This window comes from Streptomyces silvisoli (genome assembly GCF_029269905.1).
GTDB lineage: Bacteria > Actinomycetota > Actinomycetes > Streptomycetales > Streptomycetaceae > Streptantibioticus_A > Streptantibioticus_A silvisoli_A.
The window spans coordinates 55,192-74,976 of record NZ_JARJBC010000010.1; the positions used below are offsets into that span (position 1 = coordinate 55,192).

A 19,785-nucleotide genomic window follows, 5' to 3' on the forward strand; every position below is an offset into this window, starting at 1 on the left:
GTGTGCGTCGTACCGCCCGTACCCTTGTCAGTACAGCGGGCGTCATATAGCGGGCGCCCACGACTGAAGGAAAGAACACATGCTGATCGCTCAGCGCCCCTCTCTGACCGAAGAGGTGGTGGACGAGTACCGCTCCCGGTTCGTCATCGAGCCGCTGGAGCCGGGCTTCGGCTACACCCTCGGCAACTCCCTGCGTCGTACGCTCCTCTCCTCGATTCCCGGTGCGGCGGTCACGTCGATCCGGATCGACGGCGTTCTGCACGAGTTCACCACCGTGCCGGGCGTCAAGGAGGACGTCACCGACCTGATCCTGAACATCAAGCAGCTGGTCGTCTCCTCCGAGCACGACGAGCCGGTCGTGATGTACCTGCGCAAGCAGGGCCCGGGTCTGGTCACCGCCGCCGACATCGCGCCGCCGGCCGGTGTCGAGGTGCACAACCCCGACCTGGTCCTCGCCACGCTCAACAGCAAGGGCAAGCTGGAGATGGAGCTGACCGTCGAGCGCGGTCGCGGCTACGTCTCCGCCGTCCAGAACAAGCAGCAGGGCCAGGAGATCGGCCGGATCCCGGTCGACTCGATCTACAGCCCGGTGCTCAAGGTCACCTACAAGGTCGAGGCGACCCGTGTCGAGCAGCGCACCGACTTCGACAAGCTGATCGTCGATGTCGAGACCAAGCAGGCCATGCGGCCGCGTGACGCCATGGCGTCGGCCGGTAAGACCCTGGTCGAGCTGTTCGGTCTGGCCCGCGAGCTGAACGTCGACGCCGAGGGCATCGACATGGGTCCGTCCCCGACGGACGCCGCGCTCGCCGCCGACCTGGCGCTGCCGATCGAGGAGCTGGAGCTCACCGTCCGCTCCTACAACTGCCTCAAGCGCGAGGGCATCCACTCCGTGGGTGAGCTCGTCGCCCGCTCCGAGGCGGACCTGCTCGACATCCGCAACTTCGGTGCGAAGTCGATCGACGAGGTCAAGGCGAAGCTGGCCGGCATGGGCCTGGCGCTCAAGGACAGCCCGCCCGGATTCGACCCGACCGCCGCGGCCGACGCCTTCGGCGCGGACGACGACGACGCGGGCTTCGTCGAGACCGAGCAGTACTGATTCGCCTCCGGCCGGGGGGCCGGGTTCTGGGTGCGCCCGGAACATACCGGCTCCGTCCGTCGGAGTGAGGCTTCGTCCTCAATCGCCGGACGGGCTCTGATGAGCCCGTCCGGCACGAAATCTGCCGTGGGGCGGCCGCCCCACGGGTCCTGACACCGGTACCTGGTACGGCCGGTGCAGCCAGAAGGAGAAACAATGCCGAAGCCCACCAAGGGTGCCCGTCTGGGCGGCAGCGCCGCGCACGAGAAGCTTCTGCTGGCGAACCTCGCCAAGTCGCTGTTCGAGCACGGCCGCATCACCACCACCGAGGCCAAGGCGCGCCGGCTGCGTCCGGTCGCGGAGCGCCTGATCACCAAGGCGAAGAAGGGCGACATCCACAACCGTCGCCTGGTGCTGCAGACGATCACCGACAAGAGCGTCGTGCACACCCTCTTCACCGAGATCGCTCCGCGCTACGCCGAGCGTCCGGGTGGCTACACCCGCATCACCAAGATCGGTAACCGTCGTGGCGACAACGCGCCCATGGCGGTCATCGAGCTGGTCGAGGGCGAGATCGCCAAGAAGGCCACCGTTGCCGAGGCTGAGGCGGCCGCCAAGCGTGCCGTGAAGGAGTCCGAGGCCAAGGCTGAGGCCGCTGAGGCGACCGAGGCCGTCGAGGACGCCAAGCCCGAGGCCGAGCAGGCCTGACGCCAGGCATCGTCACCATCGCCGGGTGGGCTCAGTGGAGCCCACCCGGCGATTGGCGTGTTTGAGAGGATTCACCGCGTGAGCGATGACGTAGCGCCCGGTTTCGTACGGGTACGGCTTGACCTGGCGTACCACGGCGCGGAGTTCTCCGGCTGGGCGCGCCAGCGCTCCCGCCGGACCGTGCAGGGCGAGCTGGAGTCGGCCATCACCACGGTGCTTCGGTTGCCGGAGCCGGTGGAGCTGACGGTCGCCGGACGCACCGACGCCGGGGTGCACGCCCGGGGGCAGGTCGCACACGTGGACCTGCCCGAGGAGGTCTGGGCGCGGGAGAGCGGCAAGCTGCTGCGCCGGCTGGCCGGGCGGTTGCCGCACGACGTACGGGTGTGGCGGGTCGGCGAGGCGCCCGCCGGGTTCAACGCGCGCTTCTCGGCGATCTGGCGGCGGTACGCCTACCGGGTGGGCGACCACCCCGGCGGGGTGGACCCGCTGCTGCGCGGGCACGTGCTGTGGCACGACCGGCCGGTGGACGTCAACCTGATGAACGAGGCGGCCACCCTGCTGCTGGGTGAGCACGACTTCGCCGCGTACTGCAAGAAGCGCGAGGGCGCCACCACCATCCGCAGGCTGCTCGAACTGCACTGGGAGCGCACCGCGGACGGCCTGGCGGTGGCGACGGTACGGGCGGACGCCTTCTGCCACAACATGGTGCGGGCGCTGGTCGGCGCGATGCTGTTGGTCGGCGACGGGCACCGGCCGGTGGGCTTCCCCGGTGAGGTGCTGGCCGGTCGGGTGCGGCACTCGGCGGTCAACGTGGTGCGGCCGCACGGCCTGACGCTGGAGGAAGTCGGTTATCCGGCCGACGAGTTGCTGGCCGAGCGAGCCGCCGAGGCGCGCAACAAGCGGACGCTGCCCGGTTGCTGAGCTGGCAGCGGAAGGCTCCGTTGTCCGGGGGATCCCGAACTAGCGTTGGGCGTTGCCCCGTTGGACGATTTCGTTGAACACGAACGTCGCGATGTCGTTGCCCGACTGGAGGCCCTGGGTGTCGTCGGCGGTCAGCGAACCGCCGTTGGCCAGGCCCGCGATGGTGAAGTAGGCGTAGCGGCCGATGGAGTTGGTGCTCATCCGGCAGGCCGCGGCGTGGCAGAACGTGCCCACGCCGCCGCCGGACAGCGGTAGCACATAGCCCTGCGCCTGGTTCTTGGCGGCGTCCGCGGCTGACTTGGTGTCGAAGACGGCGACGCCGACGGTGACCGCCACCCCGCCCCTGGTGTAGGTGGCGCGCAGCAGCTTGCGGCAGCCGTTGTCGGCCAGGGCGGTGCCCAGGCCGCCCGCCGCGGCGCCGGCGCAGCTGTTGGTGGAGCCGGTGGTGGCCTTGGCGTAGGTGCGGCCCTGCACGGTCACCCTGGCGCCGGGGAAGAGGCTGTCCGGGGTGATCGGCGCGGTGTCCTTGCGGGCGTCTGAGATGACGGCCAGCGGGTTCGGCGGAGGCGGCGGGGTGATCGCCGGGAAGCTGGTGGTGGGCGTCGGCTGGGCGCTGCCGGTGGCCTGTCCGCTGGGGCCCGGCCGCGGCTGGCCGTGGTGGCCGGTGGCGATGACGGCGGTGGCGACGATGCCCGCTATCGCCGCGGCACCGAGCACACCGCCGCCTATGAGCAGCAGCCTGCGGCGCCGGTTGCCGGCCTCGGTACGCTCCGCGAGCGCCGACCAGTCCGGTTCCTGCGGTCGCTGTGGTTGCGGTTGCGGTTGTCGGGGTGGGTAGCCGTAGGCGGGGCCGAAGGACTGCTGGGAGCCGGGTCCGGGGTATCCGTACCCCTGGCCGAAGGCATGGGGGGTACCCCCCTCGTCGGGACCGGGGTGCTGCGGCTGCGAAGGCCCTTCCGTCATGGCGCGCATCCTATTAGCTGCGATTAGTCCTTGGGACCCGGGTGAAAACCGCTTTGGGCGGGCGGCGTCGACGGGTGAGAATCGCGCCATGGGCCATGTGGACGCCGCACACCTCGAGTACTACCTGCCGGACGGCCGGGTGTTGCTCGGCGATGTCTCCTTCCGGGTCGGCGAGGGCGCCGCGGTCGCGCTGGTGGGGGCCAACGGTGCGGGGAAGACCACGCTGTTGCGGCTGATCGCGGGTGAACTGGCGCCGCACGGCGGCACGGTGACGGTCAGCGGCGGCCTCGGCGTGATGCCGCAGTTCGTCGGCTCGGTACGGGACGACCGTACGGTGCGCGATCTACTGGTCTCCGTCGCTGCGCCGCGCATCCGGCTGGCCGCGGCGGCGGTGGACTCCGCCGAGCTGGCGATCATGGCGCAGGACGACGAGCCCGCGCAGCTCGCGTACGCGCAGGCGCTCAGCGACTGGGCGGAGGCCGGGGGCTACGAGGCCGAGACGCTGTGGGACATGTGCACCACGGCGGCGCTCGGTGTGCCGTACGAGCGGGCGCAGTGGCGGGAGGTGCGCACGCTGTCCGGCGGCGAGCAGAAGCGCCTGGTGCTGGAGGCGCTGCTGCGCGGCGGGGACGAGGTGCTGCTGCTCGACGAGCCGGACAACTACCTGGACGTGCCGGGCAAGCGCTGGCTTGAGGAGCAGTTGGCGCAGACCCGCAAGACGGTCCTGTTCGTCAGCCACGACCGGGAGTTGCTGGCCCGCTCGGCGCAGAAGATCATCAGCGTTGAGCCGGGTCCGGCGGGCAGTGACGTGTGGGTGCACGGTGGCGGCTTCGCCACCTACCACGAGGCGCGCAGGGAACGGTTCGCCCGCTTCGAGGAGTTGCGCAGGCGCTGGGAGGAGGAGCACGGCAGGCTAAGGGCGTTGGTGCTCAGGCTGCGCCAACAGGCGGCCAACAGTGCGGACATGGCGTCGCGGTACCACGCCGCGCAGACCCGGCTGAAGAAGTTCGAGGACGCCGGGCCGCCGCAGGAGCCGCCGCGCGAGCAGCGGATCTCCATGCGGCTGGCGGGCGGCCGTACCGGGGTGCGGGCGCTGACCGCCAAGGGGCTCGGGCTCACCGGCCTGATGAAGCCGTTCGACCTGGAGGTCTTCTACGGGGAACGGGTGGCGGTGCTCGGCTCCAACGGTTCCGGCAAGTCGCACTTCCTGCGGCTGCTCGCGGGTGAGGAGGTCGAGCACACCGGTGAGTGGCGGTTGGGGGCGCGGGTGGTGCCAGGGCACTTCGCGCAGACGCACGCCCATCCCGAGCTGCTGGGCCGCACGCTGGTGGACATCCTGTGGACCGAGCACGCCCGGGACCGGGGCAAGGCGATGAGCGCGCTGCGCCGGTACGAGTTGGAGCGGCAGGGGGACCAGCGCTTCGAGGACCTCTCGGGCGGGCAGCAGGCCCGGTTCCAGATCCTGTTGCTGGAGCTGGCGGGGACGACCGCGCTGCTGTTGGACGAGCCGACGGACAACCTGGACCTGGAGAGCGCGGACGCTCTCCAGGCGGGCCTGGAGAGCTATTCCGGCACGGTGCTCGCGGTCACCCATGACCGCTGGTTCGCCCGCTCCTTCGACCGCTTCCTGATCTTCGCTGCCGACGGCACGGTCCGGGAGGCCCCGCACCCCGTATGGGACGAGCGCCGGGTGGCCCGGGACCGGTAGAGGAACCGCCGCGGCGGGGACCGGCGGTGCCGAGCCGACCGCGGCCCCGGGGCCGGCCGCGGGCCCGCGGTGGTTGCTGCGTGTTGGACGGCACCGGCAAGCCCGGTGGCGTCTTAGCATGCGACGTGTGAATTCGGGCAAATCGGAAGAACCAGGTGTTACGGTCTGGCTGGTGCAACGCGCCTCACGGCCGATGCAGGCCGCCACCGCCGTCCTGCTCCTGGTCGTGATCTTCGAGGCCTACCGACGCGGCGGCACCGACGGCATGGACAACGCCTTCGTCGTCAGAGCCGCCCACAGCTTCCTCGACGGCGGCTCGCCCTACTCCGACCGCCGCTTCCTCTACCTGCCCAGCAGCGTGCTCGCCGCCGTCCCCGAGGCGCTGCTCCCCGCCGTCCTGCTGCGCGCCCTGGTCCCGGCCGTCACCACGGCACTCGTGCTCGCCGGCTGGTGGTGCGCCCTGCGCGTGTTCGACGTGCCGGGCCGCAGCCGCCTCGGCGTGCTGGTCGGCGCGGGCCTCGCGTTCTTCGCGCCCTTCCGCAGCCTGGTGCTGCTCGGCAACTGGACGGCCGCCTGCGCCGCCGCCCTGCCCTGCGCACTGCTGCTGATCACCCGCTCGCGGTGGACCGTGGCCGGTGCGGTGGTCGGGGTGGCGATCGCGCTCAAGCCGATGCTCATCCCGTTCGCCCTGCTGTTCCTGTTCGCCCGCCGCCCGCGGGCGTTCGCCCTCGCCGCGGCCATCCCCGCGGTGGCCTCGGCCGCGGCGGCGGCCGCCATGCCGAACCCCACCTTCTTCTTCTCCCGCACCCTGCCCTTCCTGCTGCACGGCCAGGACCAGTTCGCCCGCCCCTTCGACGCGTCGCTGGTCGCCGTGCTGCCCCGGCTGGGCGTGCCGCAGGACGTGGCGCTGCTGGTCGCCGTGGCTGCGGCCGGAGCCGGGGTGTGGTGCGCCTGGCGGCGCTGGTCCGGTGCCGGGATCGGCGGTACCAGCCGGGCCGAGCGGCTACGGCTGGTGGAGACCGGTGCGATGCTGATGCTCAGCGCCTTCCTCGTCTCCCGCCCGTCGTTCGAGCACTACGCGCTGGTCGTACTGCCCACCCTGCTGGCCTCGGCGGTGGTGCCGGACTCGGTGGTGCGCACGCCGTGGTTCTGGCTGGCGCTGGTGCCGCAGGTGCCGGTGATCCAGTGGCCGCTGCTGGTGCCGGTGACCCGGCGGGCCTTCAAGGACGCGGCGATGCTGTGCGGCCTGGCGGCCGTGCTGGCCTGGCGCTGCCTGCGCGGTCGGCGGGTGCTGGTGCCCGAGCAGGGCGGGGCCGCGGAGGCCCGGACGGCGGGGTCCCGGGCAGCGTTTTGACCTGTGCGGCGATGCCCGGGTACGCTTCAGATTCGAAATTTATGCGTATTGGCTTGCTCGTTCTCACGTGAGAGGCCGTTACGCCGGTCCACCGGGCCGATGACCAGCGGAGGCACACGGTATGCGTCAACCGTGTGTCGCCAGGGCTGTCGTGATCGTCCGGGTGGTCTTGTCAGGACCCACTCACTGAAGAAGCGAAGGCTACGACCGTGCGTACGTACAGCCCCAAGCCCGGCGATGTCCAGCGCCAGTGGCACGTCATTGACGCGCAGGACGTTGTCCTGGGCCGTCTGGCCTCCACGGCCGCGTCCCTCCTGAGGGGCAAGCACAAGCCGGTGTACGCGCCTCACGTCGACACTGGTGACTTCGTCATCATCGTCAACGCCGACAAGGTGCACCTGTCCGGCAACAAGCGGACCCAGAAGATGGCCTACCGCCACTCCGGCTACCCGGGTGGTCTGCGCTCCGTCCGCTACGACGAGCTGCTGGAGAAGAACCCGGAGAAGGCCATCGAGAAGGCCGTCAAGGGCATGCTGCCGAAGAACACCCTGGGCCGCCAGATGCTGTCCAAGCTGAAGGTGTACTCGGGCGACCAGCACCCGCACGGCGCTCAGCAGCCGGTGCCGTTCGAGATCACCCAGATTTCGCAGGGCTGAGTCCCAGCCACCATCGACTAGAGAAAGCATCTGAGGAGAATCGTGGCTGAGACCACCCCTGAGGCCCCGCTGGCCGAGGACGAGTTCGCAGGCGAGTACACCACCGAGACCGTCGCGGGCCTGGAGGAGTACACCTCCGAGTCCATGGCGTCCCGCTTCGGCGAGCCGCAGCCGGCCGCCGGCACCGGCCGCCGCAAGCGCTCCGTCGCCCGCGTCCGCATCGTGCCGGGCTCCGGCAAGTGGAAGATCAACGGCCGCACCCTGGAGGAGTACTTCCCCAACAAGGTGCACCAGCAGGAAGTCAACGAGCCGTTCAAGGTTCTTGAGCTGGACAACCGTTACGACGTCGTCGCGCGCATCAGCGGCGGCGGCATCTCCGGCCAGGCCGGTGCGCTGCGCCTGGGTGTCGCCCGCGCCCTGAACGAGGCGGACGTCGACAACAACCGTCCGACCCTCAAGAAGGCTGGCTTCCTGACCCGTGACGCTCGTGAGATCGAGCGCAAGAAGGCCGGTCTGAAGAAGGCCCGCAAGGCGCCGCAGTACAGCAAGCGCTGATCACGCCTTGTCGATACGCCCCGGAGGCACTTTGTGCGCCTCCGGGGCGTTCGCTTAACCGGTGCTTTTTGGGACCGCATTTCCTGGGGGACAAGTCACCCAGACCCCCAATTTCTCGGAGGAAGCACAGTGGGACGACTCTTCGGTACGGACGGAGTCCGCGGTGTCGCCAACGCCGACCTGACCGCCGAGCTGGCGCTCGGTCTGTCGGTCGCCGCGGCGCATGTGCTCGGTGAGGCCGGCACGTTCGACGATCATCGGCCGGTGGCCGTCGTCGGGCGCGATCCGCGCGCCTCTGGTGAGTTCCTGGAGGCCGCCGTCGTGGCGGGCCTGGCCAGCGCGGGCGTGGACGTGCTGCGGGTCGGTGTGCTGCCCACCCCGGCGGTGGCGTATCTCACCGGTGCGCTGGGCGCCGACCTCGGGGTCATGCTGTCCGCCAGCCACAACCCGATGCCGGACAACGGCATCAAGTTCTTCGCCCGCGGCGGCCACAAGCTCGCCGACGAGCTGGAGGACCGGATCGAGGAGACCTACCGCGGGCACTCCGCCGGTCAGCCGTGGAACCGTCCGACCGGCGCCGGAGTGGGCCGGGTGCGGGACTACGACGAGGGCTTCGACAACTACGTCGCCCACCTGATCGGCGTGCTGCCCAACCGCCTCGACGGGCTCAAGATCGTCATCGACGGGGCGCACGGCGCCGCCGCCCGGGTCTCCCCGGAGGCGTTCGCCCGGGCCGGCGCCGAGGTGGTCACCATCGGGACCGACCCCGACGGCCTCAACATCAACGCGCAGTGCGGCTCCACCCACATCGAGAAGCTGCGCGCCGCCGTCGTGGAGCACGGCGCGGACCTGGGCGTGGCGCACGACGGGGACGCCGACCGCTGCCTGGCGGTGGACGCCAAGGGCGAGGAGGTCGACGGCGACCAGATCCTCGCGGTACTGGCGCTGGCGATGCGGGAGTCCGGCGCGCTGCGCAAGAACACCGTCGTCGGCACCGTGATGTCCAACCTCGGCTTCAAGCTGGCGATGGAGCGCGAGGGCATCGACCTGGTGCAGACCGCGGTGGGCGACCGCTACGTGCTGGAGTCGATGAAGGAGAACGGCTTCGCGCTCGGCGGCGAGCAGTCCGGCCATGTCATCATCCTCGACCACGCCACCACCGGAGACGGCACGCTGACCGGTCTGATGCTGGCCGCCCGGGTCGCCGCCACCGGCCGCCCGCTGGCCGAGCTGGCGGGCGTGATGAAGCGGCTGCCGCAGGTGCTGGTGAACGTGCCCGACGTGGACAAGACCCGGGTGGCCAGTACGCCCGCGCTGACCACCGCGGTCACCGAGGCGGAGCGTGAGCTGGGCGGCACCGGCCGGGTGTTGCTGCGCCCGTCCGGTACCGAGCCGCTGGTCCGCGTGATGGTGGAGGCGGCCGACATCGACCAGGCGCACGCGGTCGCCGGGCGCCTGGCCGACGTGGTCAAGTCCACGCTGGGCTAGGTGAGTTCGAGGGAGTTGGGGGGGCTCGCCTCCCCAACTCCCTCTCAGAGCTTCCGAAGTGACAACCGCCGCACCTTGTGGTCCGGGCCCTTGCGGAGTATCAGCGTCGCCCGGCCCCGTGTGGGGGCCACGTTCTGTTCCAGGTTGGGGCGGTTGATGGTGCGCCACAGCATCCGCGCGTAGTCCACCGCCTCCTCCTCCGGCACCTCGGTGTACTTGCGGAAGTACGAGAACCGGTTCTGGAACGCGGTCTGCCGCAGCATCCGGAACCGGTCCAGGTACCACCGCTCGATGTCCTCGGTGCGCGCGTCGACGTACACGCTGAAGTCGAAGTAGTCGGCGAGACCGACCCGGGTCAGTCCGTCCTTGCCCGGTAGCGCGGGCTGCAGCACGTTCAGCCCCTCCACGATCAGGACGTCGGGCCGCCGCACGGTGAGCCGTTCGCCCGGCACGATGTCGTAGATCAGGTGCGAGTAGACCGGCGCGCTGACCTCGTCCTTGCCCGCCTTCACGTCCGCCACGAACCGGGTGAGCGCCCGCCGGTCGTACGACTCGGGGAACCCCTTGCGGGACATCAGGCCGCGACGGTGCAGTTCGGCGTTGGGCAGCAGGAAGCCGTCGGTGGTGACCAGTTCCACCCGCGGATGCTCCGGCCAGCGGGCCAGCAGCGCCTTCAGGATGCGGGCGGTGGTCGACTTGCCGACCGCGACGCTGCCCGCCACGCCTATGACGAACGGCGTGCCGGACTGTGCGCCGTGCCCGGTGCGCGCGTCGCCGAGGAACGTGTTCAGCGCGCCGCGCAGCTCCGTCGTGGCGCCGACGTACAGGTTGAGCAGCCGCGACAGCGGCAGGTAGACGTCCCGTACCTCGTCCAGGTCCATCAGGTCGCCGAGCCCGCGCAGCCGCTCGACCTCCTCGGCGGTCAGCGGCAGCGGCGTCCGCTCGCGCAGCGCGCTCCACTCGGCGCGGGACAGGTCCACGTAGGGGGTCGCCTCGCGGCGGGCGGCCGTTGTCGGTGATGACACGGGAACCATTGTGCGACCGCGTAATGCGGCGTTCATGTTCGGGGGTGCACGGACCGCCACACCCGCGGGATGCGGTCGGCGAGTTCGTGGGCGCCGAACGGCACGGGGGCCTCTCGGCCGGCCAGGCCGTGCAGATAGGCGCCGACGGACGCCGCGTCGCGCGCCGCCAGGCCCGCGGCCAGCAGCGAGCCGGTCAGCCCGGACAGCACGTCGCCGCTGCCCGCGGTGGACAGCCAGGCGGTTCCGGTGGGGTTCACCCGCACCGGGTGGCCCTGGCCGGCGACGAGGGTGGTCGAGCCCTTGAGCAGCACTGTCGCGTCGTACGACTCGGCGAGCCGCTTCACGTGTGCCAGGCGGGCCGCCTCCACGTCGGCGCGGTCGACGGAGAGCAGGGCCGCCGCCTCACCGGCGTGCGGGGTGAGCACGGTGGCGGCGGTACGGCGGCGGATCTGGTCGCGGTCGGCCAGCCGCAGCCCGTCCGCGTCCACCAGCACGGGCACGTCGGAGCCGAGCACCTCGGTCACCGCCTGCCGGGCCGCCCGGTCGTCGCCGAGGCCCGGTCCGACCACCCAGGCCTGCACCCGGCCCGCCTTCGACGGCGGACCCGAGGACACCAGCGTCTCCGGGTAGCGTGCGATGACCGCCGCCGCGCCGGGCCCCACGTACCGCACCGCGCCCGCGCCGCCGCGCAGCGCGCCGCTCACCGCGAGTACCGCCGCGCCCGGGTAGCGCTCGGAACCGGCGACCACGCCGACCACGCCGCGCCGGTACTTGTCGCTCTCGCCGCTGGGGGAGGGGAGCAGCGCGGCCACATCCGCGTGCTGGAGCGCTTCCAGCGCGGGTGCCGGGAGGTACGGGCCGAGGCCGATGTCGATCAGCCGCAGTGCGCCGGCGTGTTCCGCGGCCGGGTCGATGAGCAGGCCGGGCTTGTACGTGCCGAAGGTGACGGTGGCGTCGGCGTGTACGGCTTCGCCCGGGGTCTCGCCGGTGTCCGGGTCGATGCCGCTGGGCAGGTCGACGGCGACGACGGTGGCGTGGGACTCCCGTGCGGCGCGTGCGAGCTGGGCGGCCTGCGGGCGCAGCCCGCCCCTGCCGCCGATGCCGACGATTCCGTCCATGACGAGGTGGGCGTCGGCGATGGCCGGGGCGGCGTCTTCAGGGGCCAGGGTTCGGCCGCCGGCGCGGCGCAGTGCGGCCAGGCCGCCGGGGTGGGCCTTGTCCGGGTTGAGCAGTACGGCGGTGACGCCGGCGCCGCGGCGGGCGAGGCGGGCGGCGGCGTAGAGGGCGTCGCCGCCGTTGTCGCCGGATCCGGCCAGTACGACGACGCGCCTGCTGTAGGCGCCGTGCATCAGGGCGCCGCAGGCGGCGGCGAGGCCGGCGGCGGCGCGCTGCATCAGGGTGCCCGGGGGGAGCCGGGGCATGAGGGTGCGTTCGGCTGCTCGGACGGTCTCTACGGTGTGCGCGTGCCGCATGCGGTTCCTTCCGTGGGGGATGCCCACCCTCCCCACCCGTTACCGGGATCGTATGGGCAACCTCGCGCGCTGTCTGTTCGTGGGGCGGGGCCGGGGGCGAAGGGGTGGGGGTCCTGGACCGCATATTTACGGGCCGGTTGCCCCCAGCGTTGTGTGCCCCGGAAGTTCGGCCCGCAAATACACGTCAGCGTCCAGGACCCCCACCCCTCCGCCCCCGGCCCCTCACGGTGTTCTCTGCGCTCGCGGGCCGGTGGTCGTTCGGCGGCCGGGGGGTGCGATTCCTTTTGGGTCCTTTTCTGGTTGTCTGGGGTTCGCATTCCGTCTGGCGGTGGTAGTGCGGCGGCTCGCGGAAGGGGGGGTGGGATGTCCGGGCGGCGGCCCCCCGGCGTGCTCAGCCTTCTGCGACTACCACCGCGGACGCTACGCCCGCGTCGTGGCTCAGCGAGACGTGCCAGCTCCGTACGCCCAGTTCCGTGGCGCGGGCCGCCACCGTGCCGGTGACGGTGAGTCGGGGGCGGCCCGAGTCCTCGGTCACCACGGTGGCGTCACGCCAGTGCAGGCCGCCCGGCGCGCCGAGTGCCTTCGCCACCGCCTCCTTCGCGGCGAACCGGGCGGCGAGCGACGCGATGCCGCGTCGCTCGCCGTCCGGCAGGTACAGCTCCTCGTCGTTGAACAGCCGCTCCACCATGCTCGGCGTCCGCTCCAACGCGGCCTGGAACCGGGCGATTTCGGCGACGTCGATGCCCACCCCGATGATCATCGGCCGCTCACTCCACCGTGACGGACTTCGCCAGGTTCCGCGGCTGGTCGACCTCGTTGCCGCGGGCCGTCGCCAACTCGCAGGCGAAGACCTGCAACGGCACGGTGGCCACGAGCGGTTGAAGGAGTGTCGGGGTGGCCGGGATGCGGATCAGGTGGTCGGCGTACGGGACGACCGTCTCGTCGCCCTCCTCGGCGATGACGATGGTCCGCGCGCCACGCGCCCTGATCTCCTGGATGTTGGAGACGATCTTGTCGTGCAGCACCGACCGCCCGCGCGGCGACGGAACCACCACCACGACCGGCAGGTCGTCCTCGACCAGCGCGATCGGCCCGTGCTTCAACTCGCCCGCGGCGAAGCCCTCCGCGTGCATGTAGGCGAGTTCCTTGAGCTTCAACGCGCCTTCCAGCGCGACCGGGTAGCCGACGTGGCGGCCCAGGAACAGCACCGTGTTCTTGTCCTTCAGGGAGCGCGCCAGCTCCCGCACCGGCTCCATGGTCTCCAGGACCTGGTCGACCTGCTTGGCGATGTCGGACAGTTCGCGCACCACGGAGGAGACCTCGTCGCCCCACTTGGTGCCGCGCACCTGCCCCAGGTACAGCGCCACCAGGTAGCAGGCCACCAGCTGGGTCAGGAACGCCTTGGTGGAGGCGACCGCGACCTCCGGTCCGGCGTGGGTGTAGAGCACCGCGTCCGACTCGCGGGGAATCGTGGACCCGTTGGTGTTGCAGATGGCCAGCACCTTCGAGCCCTGCTCGCGGGCGTGCCGCAGCGCCATCAGCGTGTCCATGGTCTCGCCGGACTGGCTGATCGCGACGACCAGGGTGCGCGGGTCGAGGATCGGGTCCCGGTACCGGAACTCGCTGGCGAGTTCGGTCTCGCAGGGGATCCGGGTCCAGTGCTCGATCGCGTACTTGGCGATCATCCCGGCGTGGAACGCCGTCCCGCAGGCCACGATCACGATCTTGTCGATCTCGCGCAGCGCGTGCGCGTCGATCCTGACCTCGTCCAGGGTGAGCCGACCGCTGGCGTCGATCCGGCCGAGCAGGGTGTCGGCGACCGCCTTGGGCTGCTCGGCGATCTCCTTGAGCATGAAGTAGTCGTAGCCCGCCTTCTCGGCGGCGGAGGCGTCCCAGTCCACGTGGTACTCGCGGTAGGTGCCCGGGTTGCCGTCGAAGCCGGTGACGGTGACGCCGTCCCGGCGCAGCTCGACCACCTGGTCCTGGCCGAGTTCCATGGCGTCGCGGGTGTACGCGATGAACGCGGCCACGTCGGAGGCGAGGAAGTTCTCGCCGTCGCCGAGGCCCACCACCAGCGGCGAGTTGCGGCGCGCCGCGACCACCACGTCGGGCGCGTCGGCGCTCACCGACACCAGGGTGAACGCGCCCTCCAGGCGGCGGCACACCTGGCGCATCGCCTCGGCGAGGTCACCGGCCGAGGAGTACGCCTCGGCGAGCAGGTGGGAGACCACCTCGGTGTCGGTCTCGGAGAGCAACTCGTGGCCGCGCTCGACGAGTTCGGCGCGCAGTTCCGCGAAGTTCTCGATGATGCCGTTGTGTACGACGGCGACCCGTCCGGCGTTGTCCAGGTGCGGGTGGGCGTTGGCGTCGTTGGGAGCGCCGTGGGTGGCCCAGCGGGTGTGGCCGATGCCGGTGGTGCCGGTGGGCAGCGGACGGTCGGCCAGCTCCTTCTCCAGGTTGGCCAGTTTGCCCGCCTTCTTGGCGGCGGCCAGCCCGCCGTCGGCCAGCACCGCGACCCCGGCCGAGTCATAGCCGCGGTACTCCAGCCGCTTGAGCCCGGTGATGACAACGTCGAGGGCGTTCTGGGCGCCCACGTAACCCACGATTCCGCACATGGGGGTCAGCTTAGGGGGGCCCGGTGAGCGGGTGGACGACGGCGTCGGCCACCCGAGTGGACCACGCCGGGGCGTACGGCGAGGGTACCGGGGAGTGAAGTGCGATTGTCGTACGACTGATGCCGTCCTACTCCGGTGCGCGGCGGGTCCGCCGCGGCTGACGAAAGGCCGGTGCGATGGCTGGTGTGGTGAGGTTGCGAGTCTGGGCGGGGCTGCTGACGGCGGTCACGGTGCTGCCCCTGCTGCTCGGCGGCGGCACCGCCGCGGCGGGCGGCAGATCAGGAGACCCGCGGGTGCCGCTGTACCGGCTGGTGCCGGGCGTACCGCTGCCGCGCGGGGTGGCGGTGACGCCGGACGAGACGTACACGCAGCGGATCGTCTACGGCCGCACCCCCGCCCGGCACCGTCGGCCGGCGCTGACCGCCGCGCAGATCCGGGCGGCCCGGCTCACCGAGTACGTGCCGCGCGAGGACGCGGCCGTGGTGCGGGCCAAGGGGGCGCGGCGGTACTGCTCGCCGCACGCCGGGCCGTACCAGCGGCAGATCACCCGCTTCCTGCGCCTGCTGGTGCGCAACCGGCAGAGCCGGGCCACCTGCCGGGCGATCCGCGGCTACCAGCGGGCGCACGGCATCCGTCCGGCGATCGGCTTCGCCGGTCCGGTCACCTGGGGCATGATGCGCGACTCGGTGCGCACCCGGGCGATGGACCGGAAGGCGCTGATCAAGTCGAGCGCCCGCTGGGCCTGCCCGACCGGCCCGTTCCGGATCGCCTGTGTGGACCAGGACAACCAGGAGCTGTGGATCCAGAACGGCGACGAGATCGTCTTCGGCCCGGTGCCGGTGCGCACCGGCCTGCCCGGCTACCGCACCCGCAACGGCATGCACAGCATCTACTGGCGGCACCGCGACCACGTGTCGACGATCTACCACACCCCGATGCCCTTCGCCCAGTTCTTCTCCGGCGGCCAGGCGCTGCACGGGATCATCGGGGACGTCTACGGCCCGGACGGCTCGTACGGCTGTGTGAACCTGCGGATGCGGGACGCGCAGGAGGCGTGGGACATCCTCCAGCAGGGCGACCGGGTCTATGTCTGGGGGGTCAGGCAAATGAACAATGACGACGACTAGCCACCGTCGCGCCGCCCCCGAACGGTTCCCGCCCGGGGGTGAGGCGAATGCCATAGGCACGAGCGGCGCCCCGCCTGAGACACTGACGGGGATGAACGCTGCACTTGATGAGGACGAGCACTCGGCCCCCGGCACGGCCCTGCGGGTGTGGGCCGAGGTCGACCTCGCCGCGCTGCGGGCCAATGTGGCGGCGCTGCGCGCCCGTATAGGCGGGGCCGCCCTGATGGCCGTGGTGAAGGCCGACGGATACGGGCACGGCGCGTTGGCCTGTGCCCGGGCGGCCCGCGCGGCCGGTGCGTCCTGGATCGGCACCGCCACCCCGCAGGAGGCGCTGGACCTGCGCGCCGCCGGGGTGGACGGCCGGATGCTGTGCTGGCTGTGGACCCCGGGCGGGCCGTGGCGGGAGGCGATCGAGGCGGATGTCGACGTGTCGGTCAGCGGCATGTGGGCGCTGCGCGAGGCGACCGCCGCCGCCCGCGCCGCCGGGCGTCCGGCACGTATCCAGCTGAAGTCGGACACCGGCCTGGGCCGCAACGGCTGCCAGCCCGCGGACTGGCCGGAGTTGGTGGCCGCCGCCCGCGCCGCGGAAGCCGCCGGGCTGGCCAAGGTCACCGGCATCTGGTCGCACTTCGCCTGCGCGGACGAGCCGGGCCACCCGTCGATCGCCGCCCAACTCTCCGTTTTCCACGAGGCGTTGGAGGCCGCGCGGGCGGCGGGCCTGGAGCCCGAGGTGCGGCACATCGCCAACTCGCCCGCCACGCTGACCCTTCCGGAGACGCACTTGGACCTGGTGCGCACCGGTATCGCGATGTACGGCGTCTCGCCGGTGCCGCAGGTCGGCGCGCCGGCGGACTTCGGGCTGCGTCCGGTGATGACGCTGCGGGCCCGGCTGGCCCAGGTCAAGCGGGTGCCGGGCGACCACGGCGTCAGCTACGGCCACCTGTACACCACGCCGGGGGAGACCACCTTGGCGCTGGTTCCGGCCGGTTACGCGGACGGCATTCCGCGGCACGCCTCCAACACCGGTCCGGTGCTGGTCGCGGGCAAGTGGCGCACGGTGGCCGGGCGGGTCGCCATGGACCAGTTCGTGGTGGACCTCGGCGGCGACAGCGCCCAGGTGGGCGATCCGGCGGTGCTGTTCGGGCCGGGCGACCAGGGCGAGCCGACGGTCGAGGACTGGGCGCGGGCGTGCGGCACCATCGCGTACGAGATCGTCACCCGGATCGGCGCGCGGGTGCCGCGGGTCCATCTGCACACGGATGACGACGGAAGTGGGAGCCAGGCCGTCACGGGGGTATCTGATCCACGATGACTGACAGCAGTGGCAGTGGCAGTGGCAGTGGTGGTGGGCTGAAGTCCGCGGGCAGGTCCGCCGGGCTGGTCGGCGCGGCGATCGGGGTGCTCGCGGCGGGCGCCGCCGCAGGCGTCGCCATAGAGCGGATGACCGTGGGCCGTGCCATACGCAGCAAGGCGCGCCTCGCGCTGGACGCCACCGGCCCGTTCGGCACGCTGCGCGGCACCCCGGGCGTGGCGTACGCCGAGGACGGCACCGCGCTGCGCTACGAGGTCGAGGAGCCCGAGCCGGACGGGCGCGGGCGGCCGGGCCTGTTCCGCCGCAACGGGACCGCGCCGCTGACCGTCGTCTTCAGCCACGGCTACTGCCTGAGCCAGGACGCCTGGCACTTCCAGCGGCTGGCGCTGCGCGGCAAGGTCCGGGCGGTCTACTGGGACCAGCGCAGCCACGGCCGCTCCGCGCGCGGGCACGCCCAGCTGGACGGCGAGCCCGCCACCATCGACCAGCTCGGCCGTGATCTCAGGGCGGTGATCGACGCCGCCGCGCCCGAGGGGCCGCTGGTGCTGGCCGGGCACTCGATGGGCGGCATGACGGTGATGGCGTTCGCCGCGCAGTTCCCGGAACTGGTGCGGGAGCGCGTCGCGGGCGTGTTCTTCGTGGGCACCTCGGCGGGCAAGCTGTCGGCGGTGTCGCTGGGACTGCCCGCGATGGGCGCCCGGGCGTTCCGTGTGCTGGCGCCGAGCGTGCTGAGGGCGCTGGGCAGCCAGGCGACGCTGGTCGAGCGCGGTAGGCGGGCCACCGCCGACCTGTTCGCCGGGATCGTCAAGCGCTACTCGTTCGGCTCGGAAGTCGACCCGGCGGTCGCCCGGCTCGCCGAGCGCATGATCGAGTCAACGCCTATCGACGTGGTCGCCGAGTTCTATCCGGCGTTCACCGAGCACGAGAAGGCGGAGTCGCTGGTCGTCCTGGACGGCCGTCCGGCGCTGGTGATGGCGGGCGACAAGGACCTGCTGACGCCCAGCGACCACAGTGCGGCGATCGCCGAGCGGCTGCCGAGCGCCGAACTCGTCGTCGTTCCCGCCGCGGGTCACCTGGTGATGCTGGAGCACCCGGAGGTGGTCAACGCCCATCTCGCCGCGCTGCTGGCGCGCGCCGCGGACGCGGTACGGGCGCCGCTGCCGGACGCGGTGCGCGAGCTGGCCTCCGGCCATGAGGTGACGCAGGCCGCTCGGGCGTAGCGGCGCCGCGGGCCTCCGGTCTTGCGTAGCATCGACAACCATGGGTACGACGCAGGACTTGGACGTACGGGCGCGGATCACCGTGGAGACCGCCGACCGCATGCGGGAGCTGGGCCGTCGGCTGGCCGCGCTGCTTCGGCCGGGTGATCTGGTGCTGCTCAGCGGCGAGCTGGGCGCGGGGAAGACCACGCTGACCCGCGGCCTGGGTGAGGGACTCGGCGTGCGGGGCGCGGTCACCTCACCGACGTTCGTGATCGCACGGGTCCACCCCTCGCTGACCGGAGGCCCGGCGCTGGTCCATGTGGACGCGTACCGGCTGGGCGGCGGGCTGGACGAGATGGAGGACCTCGACCTCGATGTGTCGCTGACGGAGTCGGTGGTCGTCGTGGAGTGGGGCGAGGGCAAGGTCGAGGACCTGTCCGAGGACCGGCTGCACGTCGCCATCCACCGCGGTACCGGCGACGAGGCGCACGATGTGCGGGAGGTCGTGATCACCGGGGTGGGGGAGCGCTGGACGGACGCTCTGCTGACGGAGCTCGGGTAACCGGCGCCTTCCCACCGCTGCCCGTACCCGCGGTCTTTCGCGACAGTATTCCGACAGGACGTCGGGAAGATGTTGCGCGGGGGCCGCCGGGCATGGTGTGCTTGAGGTCAGAGGTTGGTTAGGCCTGCCTAAGTTCTGGCCCGGGAGGCGACATGTCGGCCGACGGTCGTGCAGAGGTTTCCCCGGAATCGCGTGATTACCGGGACGAGACACCGATGCCGCCGATGAGTGCGCTGCTGGCCGCGAGCGCCGCCGCGCAGGCGGTCTGCACCCCGCCCCGTGCGCCGGAGGACGACCCGGAGGACGCCGAGCGGGAGCAGGACGCCGCCTAGTCCGGCGCAGCGCCCGGGGGACTCAGGGGACGACGATCACCTTCGCGCCGATCAGCGCGAACTGCCACATCGCGGTGCCGTCCGCGGCCTTCTCCCGCACCCCGCCGGTCTTCTTGGCGGTCTGCGGGGACGGCACGGAGCCGTCCACCGCGGCGGAGAAGCCGATCGTCGTACCCCGCACCACGGCGAACCGCACCACATGCTCGATCGGCACCCCGTCCGTGCCGGTGACCCGCTCGGAGCGGGAGGTCACCGTGTACGTGCCCGGGGTCGGGGAGACCGAGCCGGGAGTGACCGTGAAGCCGCGCTCCACCTGGTCGTCGGCGGACACCAGCCACACCCGGCGCTGCGCCAGGGAGTACACGATGCGCTTGCCGTGCCCGGAGGCGGGGGGCAGTGCGACCGGCTCGGGGGAGGGCGCCGTCGAAGGAGCCGTGCTCGGACGGGCGGAGGCGCTGGGCGCGGTGTGCGACCGGCCGGTGTGGTCGGGGGCGGCGGACGCCTGCCAGGCGAGTACGCCGATGGCCGCTAGCGCGGCGGCGGTGAGGCCGGTGACGATCGTGCCGGAGGCAATCCTTGCCATGGGGAGACGTTAGCACCGGGTCACTGACCCGTTGGCGTTCGGGTTTTTCCCACCCGGGCACCTGTTCGCGGCTGCGCGCGTGCGGGTGGGAATTTCCCCACCGCCGGCCACAGTGCGCCGGAAC

General features: G+C 71.9%; 18 protein-coding genes. 12 read left to right on the forward strand and 6 right to left on the reverse strand.

Annotation, left to right across the window (positions count from 1 at the left end):
• Positions 1-79: 79 nt before the first annotated feature.
• The 3 genes from P3G67_RS17675 (at position 80) to truA (ending at position 2,707) form a co-directional block, all read left to right on the forward strand.
• Positions 80-1,099: a DNA-directed RNA polymerase subunit alpha gene (locus P3G67_RS17675; RefSeq protein ID WP_269853720.1), complete on the forward strand. Its 1,020-nt coding sequence runs from the start codon at positions 80-82 to the stop codon at positions 1,097-1,099.
• A 195-nt stretch (positions 1,100-1,294) separates the two neighbouring features.
• Positions 1,295-1,786 carry a 50S ribosomal protein L17 gene (gene rplQ / locus P3G67_RS17680; RefSeq protein ID WP_269853719.1) on the forward strand — a complete coding sequence of 164 codons (492 nt, stop codon included), beginning with the start codon at positions 1,295-1,297 and terminating at the stop codon, positions 1,784-1,786.
• A 78-nt stretch (positions 1,787-1,864) separates the two neighbouring features.
• Positions 1,865-2,707: a tRNA pseudouridine(38-40) synthase TruA gene (truA, locus tag P3G67_RS17685; RefSeq protein WP_269853718.1), complete on the forward strand. Its 843-nt coding sequence runs from the start codon at positions 1,865-1,867 to the stop codon at positions 2,705-2,707.
• A 39-nt stretch (positions 2,708-2,746) separates the two neighbouring features.
• On the opposite strand, the gene P3G67_RS17690 is transcribed toward truA, so the two are convergent.
• Positions 2,747-3,670, reverse strand: coding sequence for a hypothetical protein (locus P3G67_RS17690; protein WP_276094309.1), 924 nt, complete (start codon positions 3,668-3,670; stop codon positions 2,747-2,749).
• 88 nt (positions 3,671-3,758) lie between these two features.
• Between P3G67_RS17690 and P3G67_RS17695 the strand changes: the two genes are divergently transcribed.
• The 5 genes from P3G67_RS17695 to glmM all read left to right on the forward strand — a co-directional run bounded on the left by P3G67_RS17695 (position 3,759) and on the right by glmM (position 9,431).
• Entirely contained in the window at positions 3,759-5,378 is a 1,620-nt protein-coding gene (locus P3G67_RS17695; protein WP_276094310.1) for an ABC-F family ATP-binding cassette domain-containing protein, read from the forward strand.
• Positions 5,379-5,550: 172 nt separating this feature from the next.
• A complete protein-coding gene (locus tag P3G67_RS17700; protein ID WP_276094311.1) occupies positions 5,551-6,732 on the forward strand; it encodes a glycosyltransferase family 87 protein in 1,182 nt (393 codons plus the stop codon).
• Between the two features lie 209 nt (positions 6,733-6,941).
• Positions 6,942-7,388, forward strand: a complete 447-nt coding sequence (gene rplM, locus P3G67_RS17705) for a 50S ribosomal protein L13 (protein WP_276094312.1) — start codon at positions 6,942-6,944, stop codon at positions 7,386-7,388.
• 42 nt (positions 7,389-7,430) lie between these two features.
• Positions 7,431-7,943: a 30S ribosomal protein S9 gene (gene rpsI / locus P3G67_RS17710; protein WP_276094313.1), complete on the forward strand. Its 513-nt coding sequence runs from the start codon at positions 7,431-7,433 to the stop codon at positions 7,941-7,943.
• 129 nt (positions 7,944-8,072) lie between these two features.
• Entirely contained in the window at positions 8,073-9,431 is a 1,359-nt protein-coding gene (glmM, locus tag P3G67_RS17715) for a phosphoglucosamine mutase (RefSeq protein ID WP_276094314.1), read from the forward strand.
• A gap of 44 nt (positions 9,432-9,475) precedes the next feature.
• Here the strand turns inward: glmM and coaA are convergent, their stop codons facing one another.
• The 4 genes from coaA to glmS all read right to left on the reverse strand — a co-directional run bounded on the left by coaA (position 9,476) and on the right by glmS (position 14,543).
• Complete coding sequence (gene coaA, locus P3G67_RS17720; protein WP_276094315.1) at positions 9,476-10,465, reverse strand: type I pantothenate kinase; 990 nt, start codon at positions 10,463-10,465, stop codon at positions 9,476-9,478.
• Positions 10,466-10,488: 23 nt separating this feature from the next.
• A complete protein-coding gene (locus tag P3G67_RS17725; RefSeq protein ID WP_276094316.1) occupies positions 10,489-11,928 on the reverse strand; it encodes an NAD(P)H-hydrate dehydratase in 1,440 nt (479 codons plus the stop codon).
• A gap of 391 nt (positions 11,929-12,319) precedes the next feature.
• Positions 12,320-12,688 (reverse strand): holo-ACP synthase, encoded by a 369-nt coding sequence (locus P3G67_RS17730; protein WP_276094317.1) that lies wholly within the window; start codon positions 12,686-12,688, stop codon positions 12,320-12,322.
• A gap of 7 nt (positions 12,689-12,695) precedes the next feature.
• Entirely contained in the window at positions 12,696-14,543 is a 1,848-nt protein-coding gene (glmS, locus tag P3G67_RS17735; protein ID WP_269853708.1) for a glutamine--fructose-6-phosphate transaminase (isomerizing), read from the reverse strand.
• 185 nt (positions 14,544-14,728) lie between these two features.
• Here glmS and P3G67_RS17740 point away from each other — a divergent pair, with 185 nt between their 5' ends.
• The 4 genes from P3G67_RS17740 to tsaE all read left to right on the forward strand — a co-directional run bounded on the left by P3G67_RS17740 (position 14,729) and on the right by tsaE (position 18,746).
• A complete protein-coding gene (locus P3G67_RS17740) occupies positions 14,729-15,670 on the forward strand; it encodes a L,D-transpeptidase (protein ID WP_269853707.1) in 942 nt (313 codons plus the stop codon).
• Between the two features lie 91 nt (positions 15,671-15,761).
• Positions 15,762-16,982 carry an alanine racemase gene (alr, locus tag P3G67_RS17745; protein ID WP_276094318.1) on the forward strand — a complete coding sequence of 407 codons (1,221 nt, stop codon included), beginning with the start codon at positions 15,762-15,764 and terminating at the stop codon, positions 16,980-16,982.
• Positions 16,979-18,202, forward strand: coding sequence for an alpha/beta fold hydrolase (locus P3G67_RS17750; RefSeq protein WP_276094319.1), 1,224 nt, complete (start codon positions 16,979-16,981; stop codon positions 18,200-18,202). The genes alr and P3G67_RS17750 overlap by 4 nt, the downstream gene beginning before the upstream one ends.
• A 40-nt stretch (positions 18,203-18,242) precedes the next feature.
• Complete coding sequence (gene tsaE, locus P3G67_RS17755; RefSeq protein ID WP_276094320.1) at positions 18,243-18,746, forward strand: tRNA (adenosine(37)-N6)-threonylcarbamoyltransferase complex ATPase subunit type 1 TsaE; 504 nt, start codon at positions 18,243-18,245, stop codon at positions 18,744-18,746.
• A gap of 354 nt (positions 18,747-19,100) precedes the next feature.
• Here tsaE and P3G67_RS17760 read toward each other — a convergent pair whose 3' ends face one another.
• Positions 19,101-19,661, reverse strand: coding sequence for a hypothetical protein (locus tag P3G67_RS17760; protein WP_276094321.1), 561 nt, complete (start codon positions 19,659-19,661; stop codon positions 19,101-19,103).
• Positions 19,662-19,785: the final 124 nt, after the last annotated feature.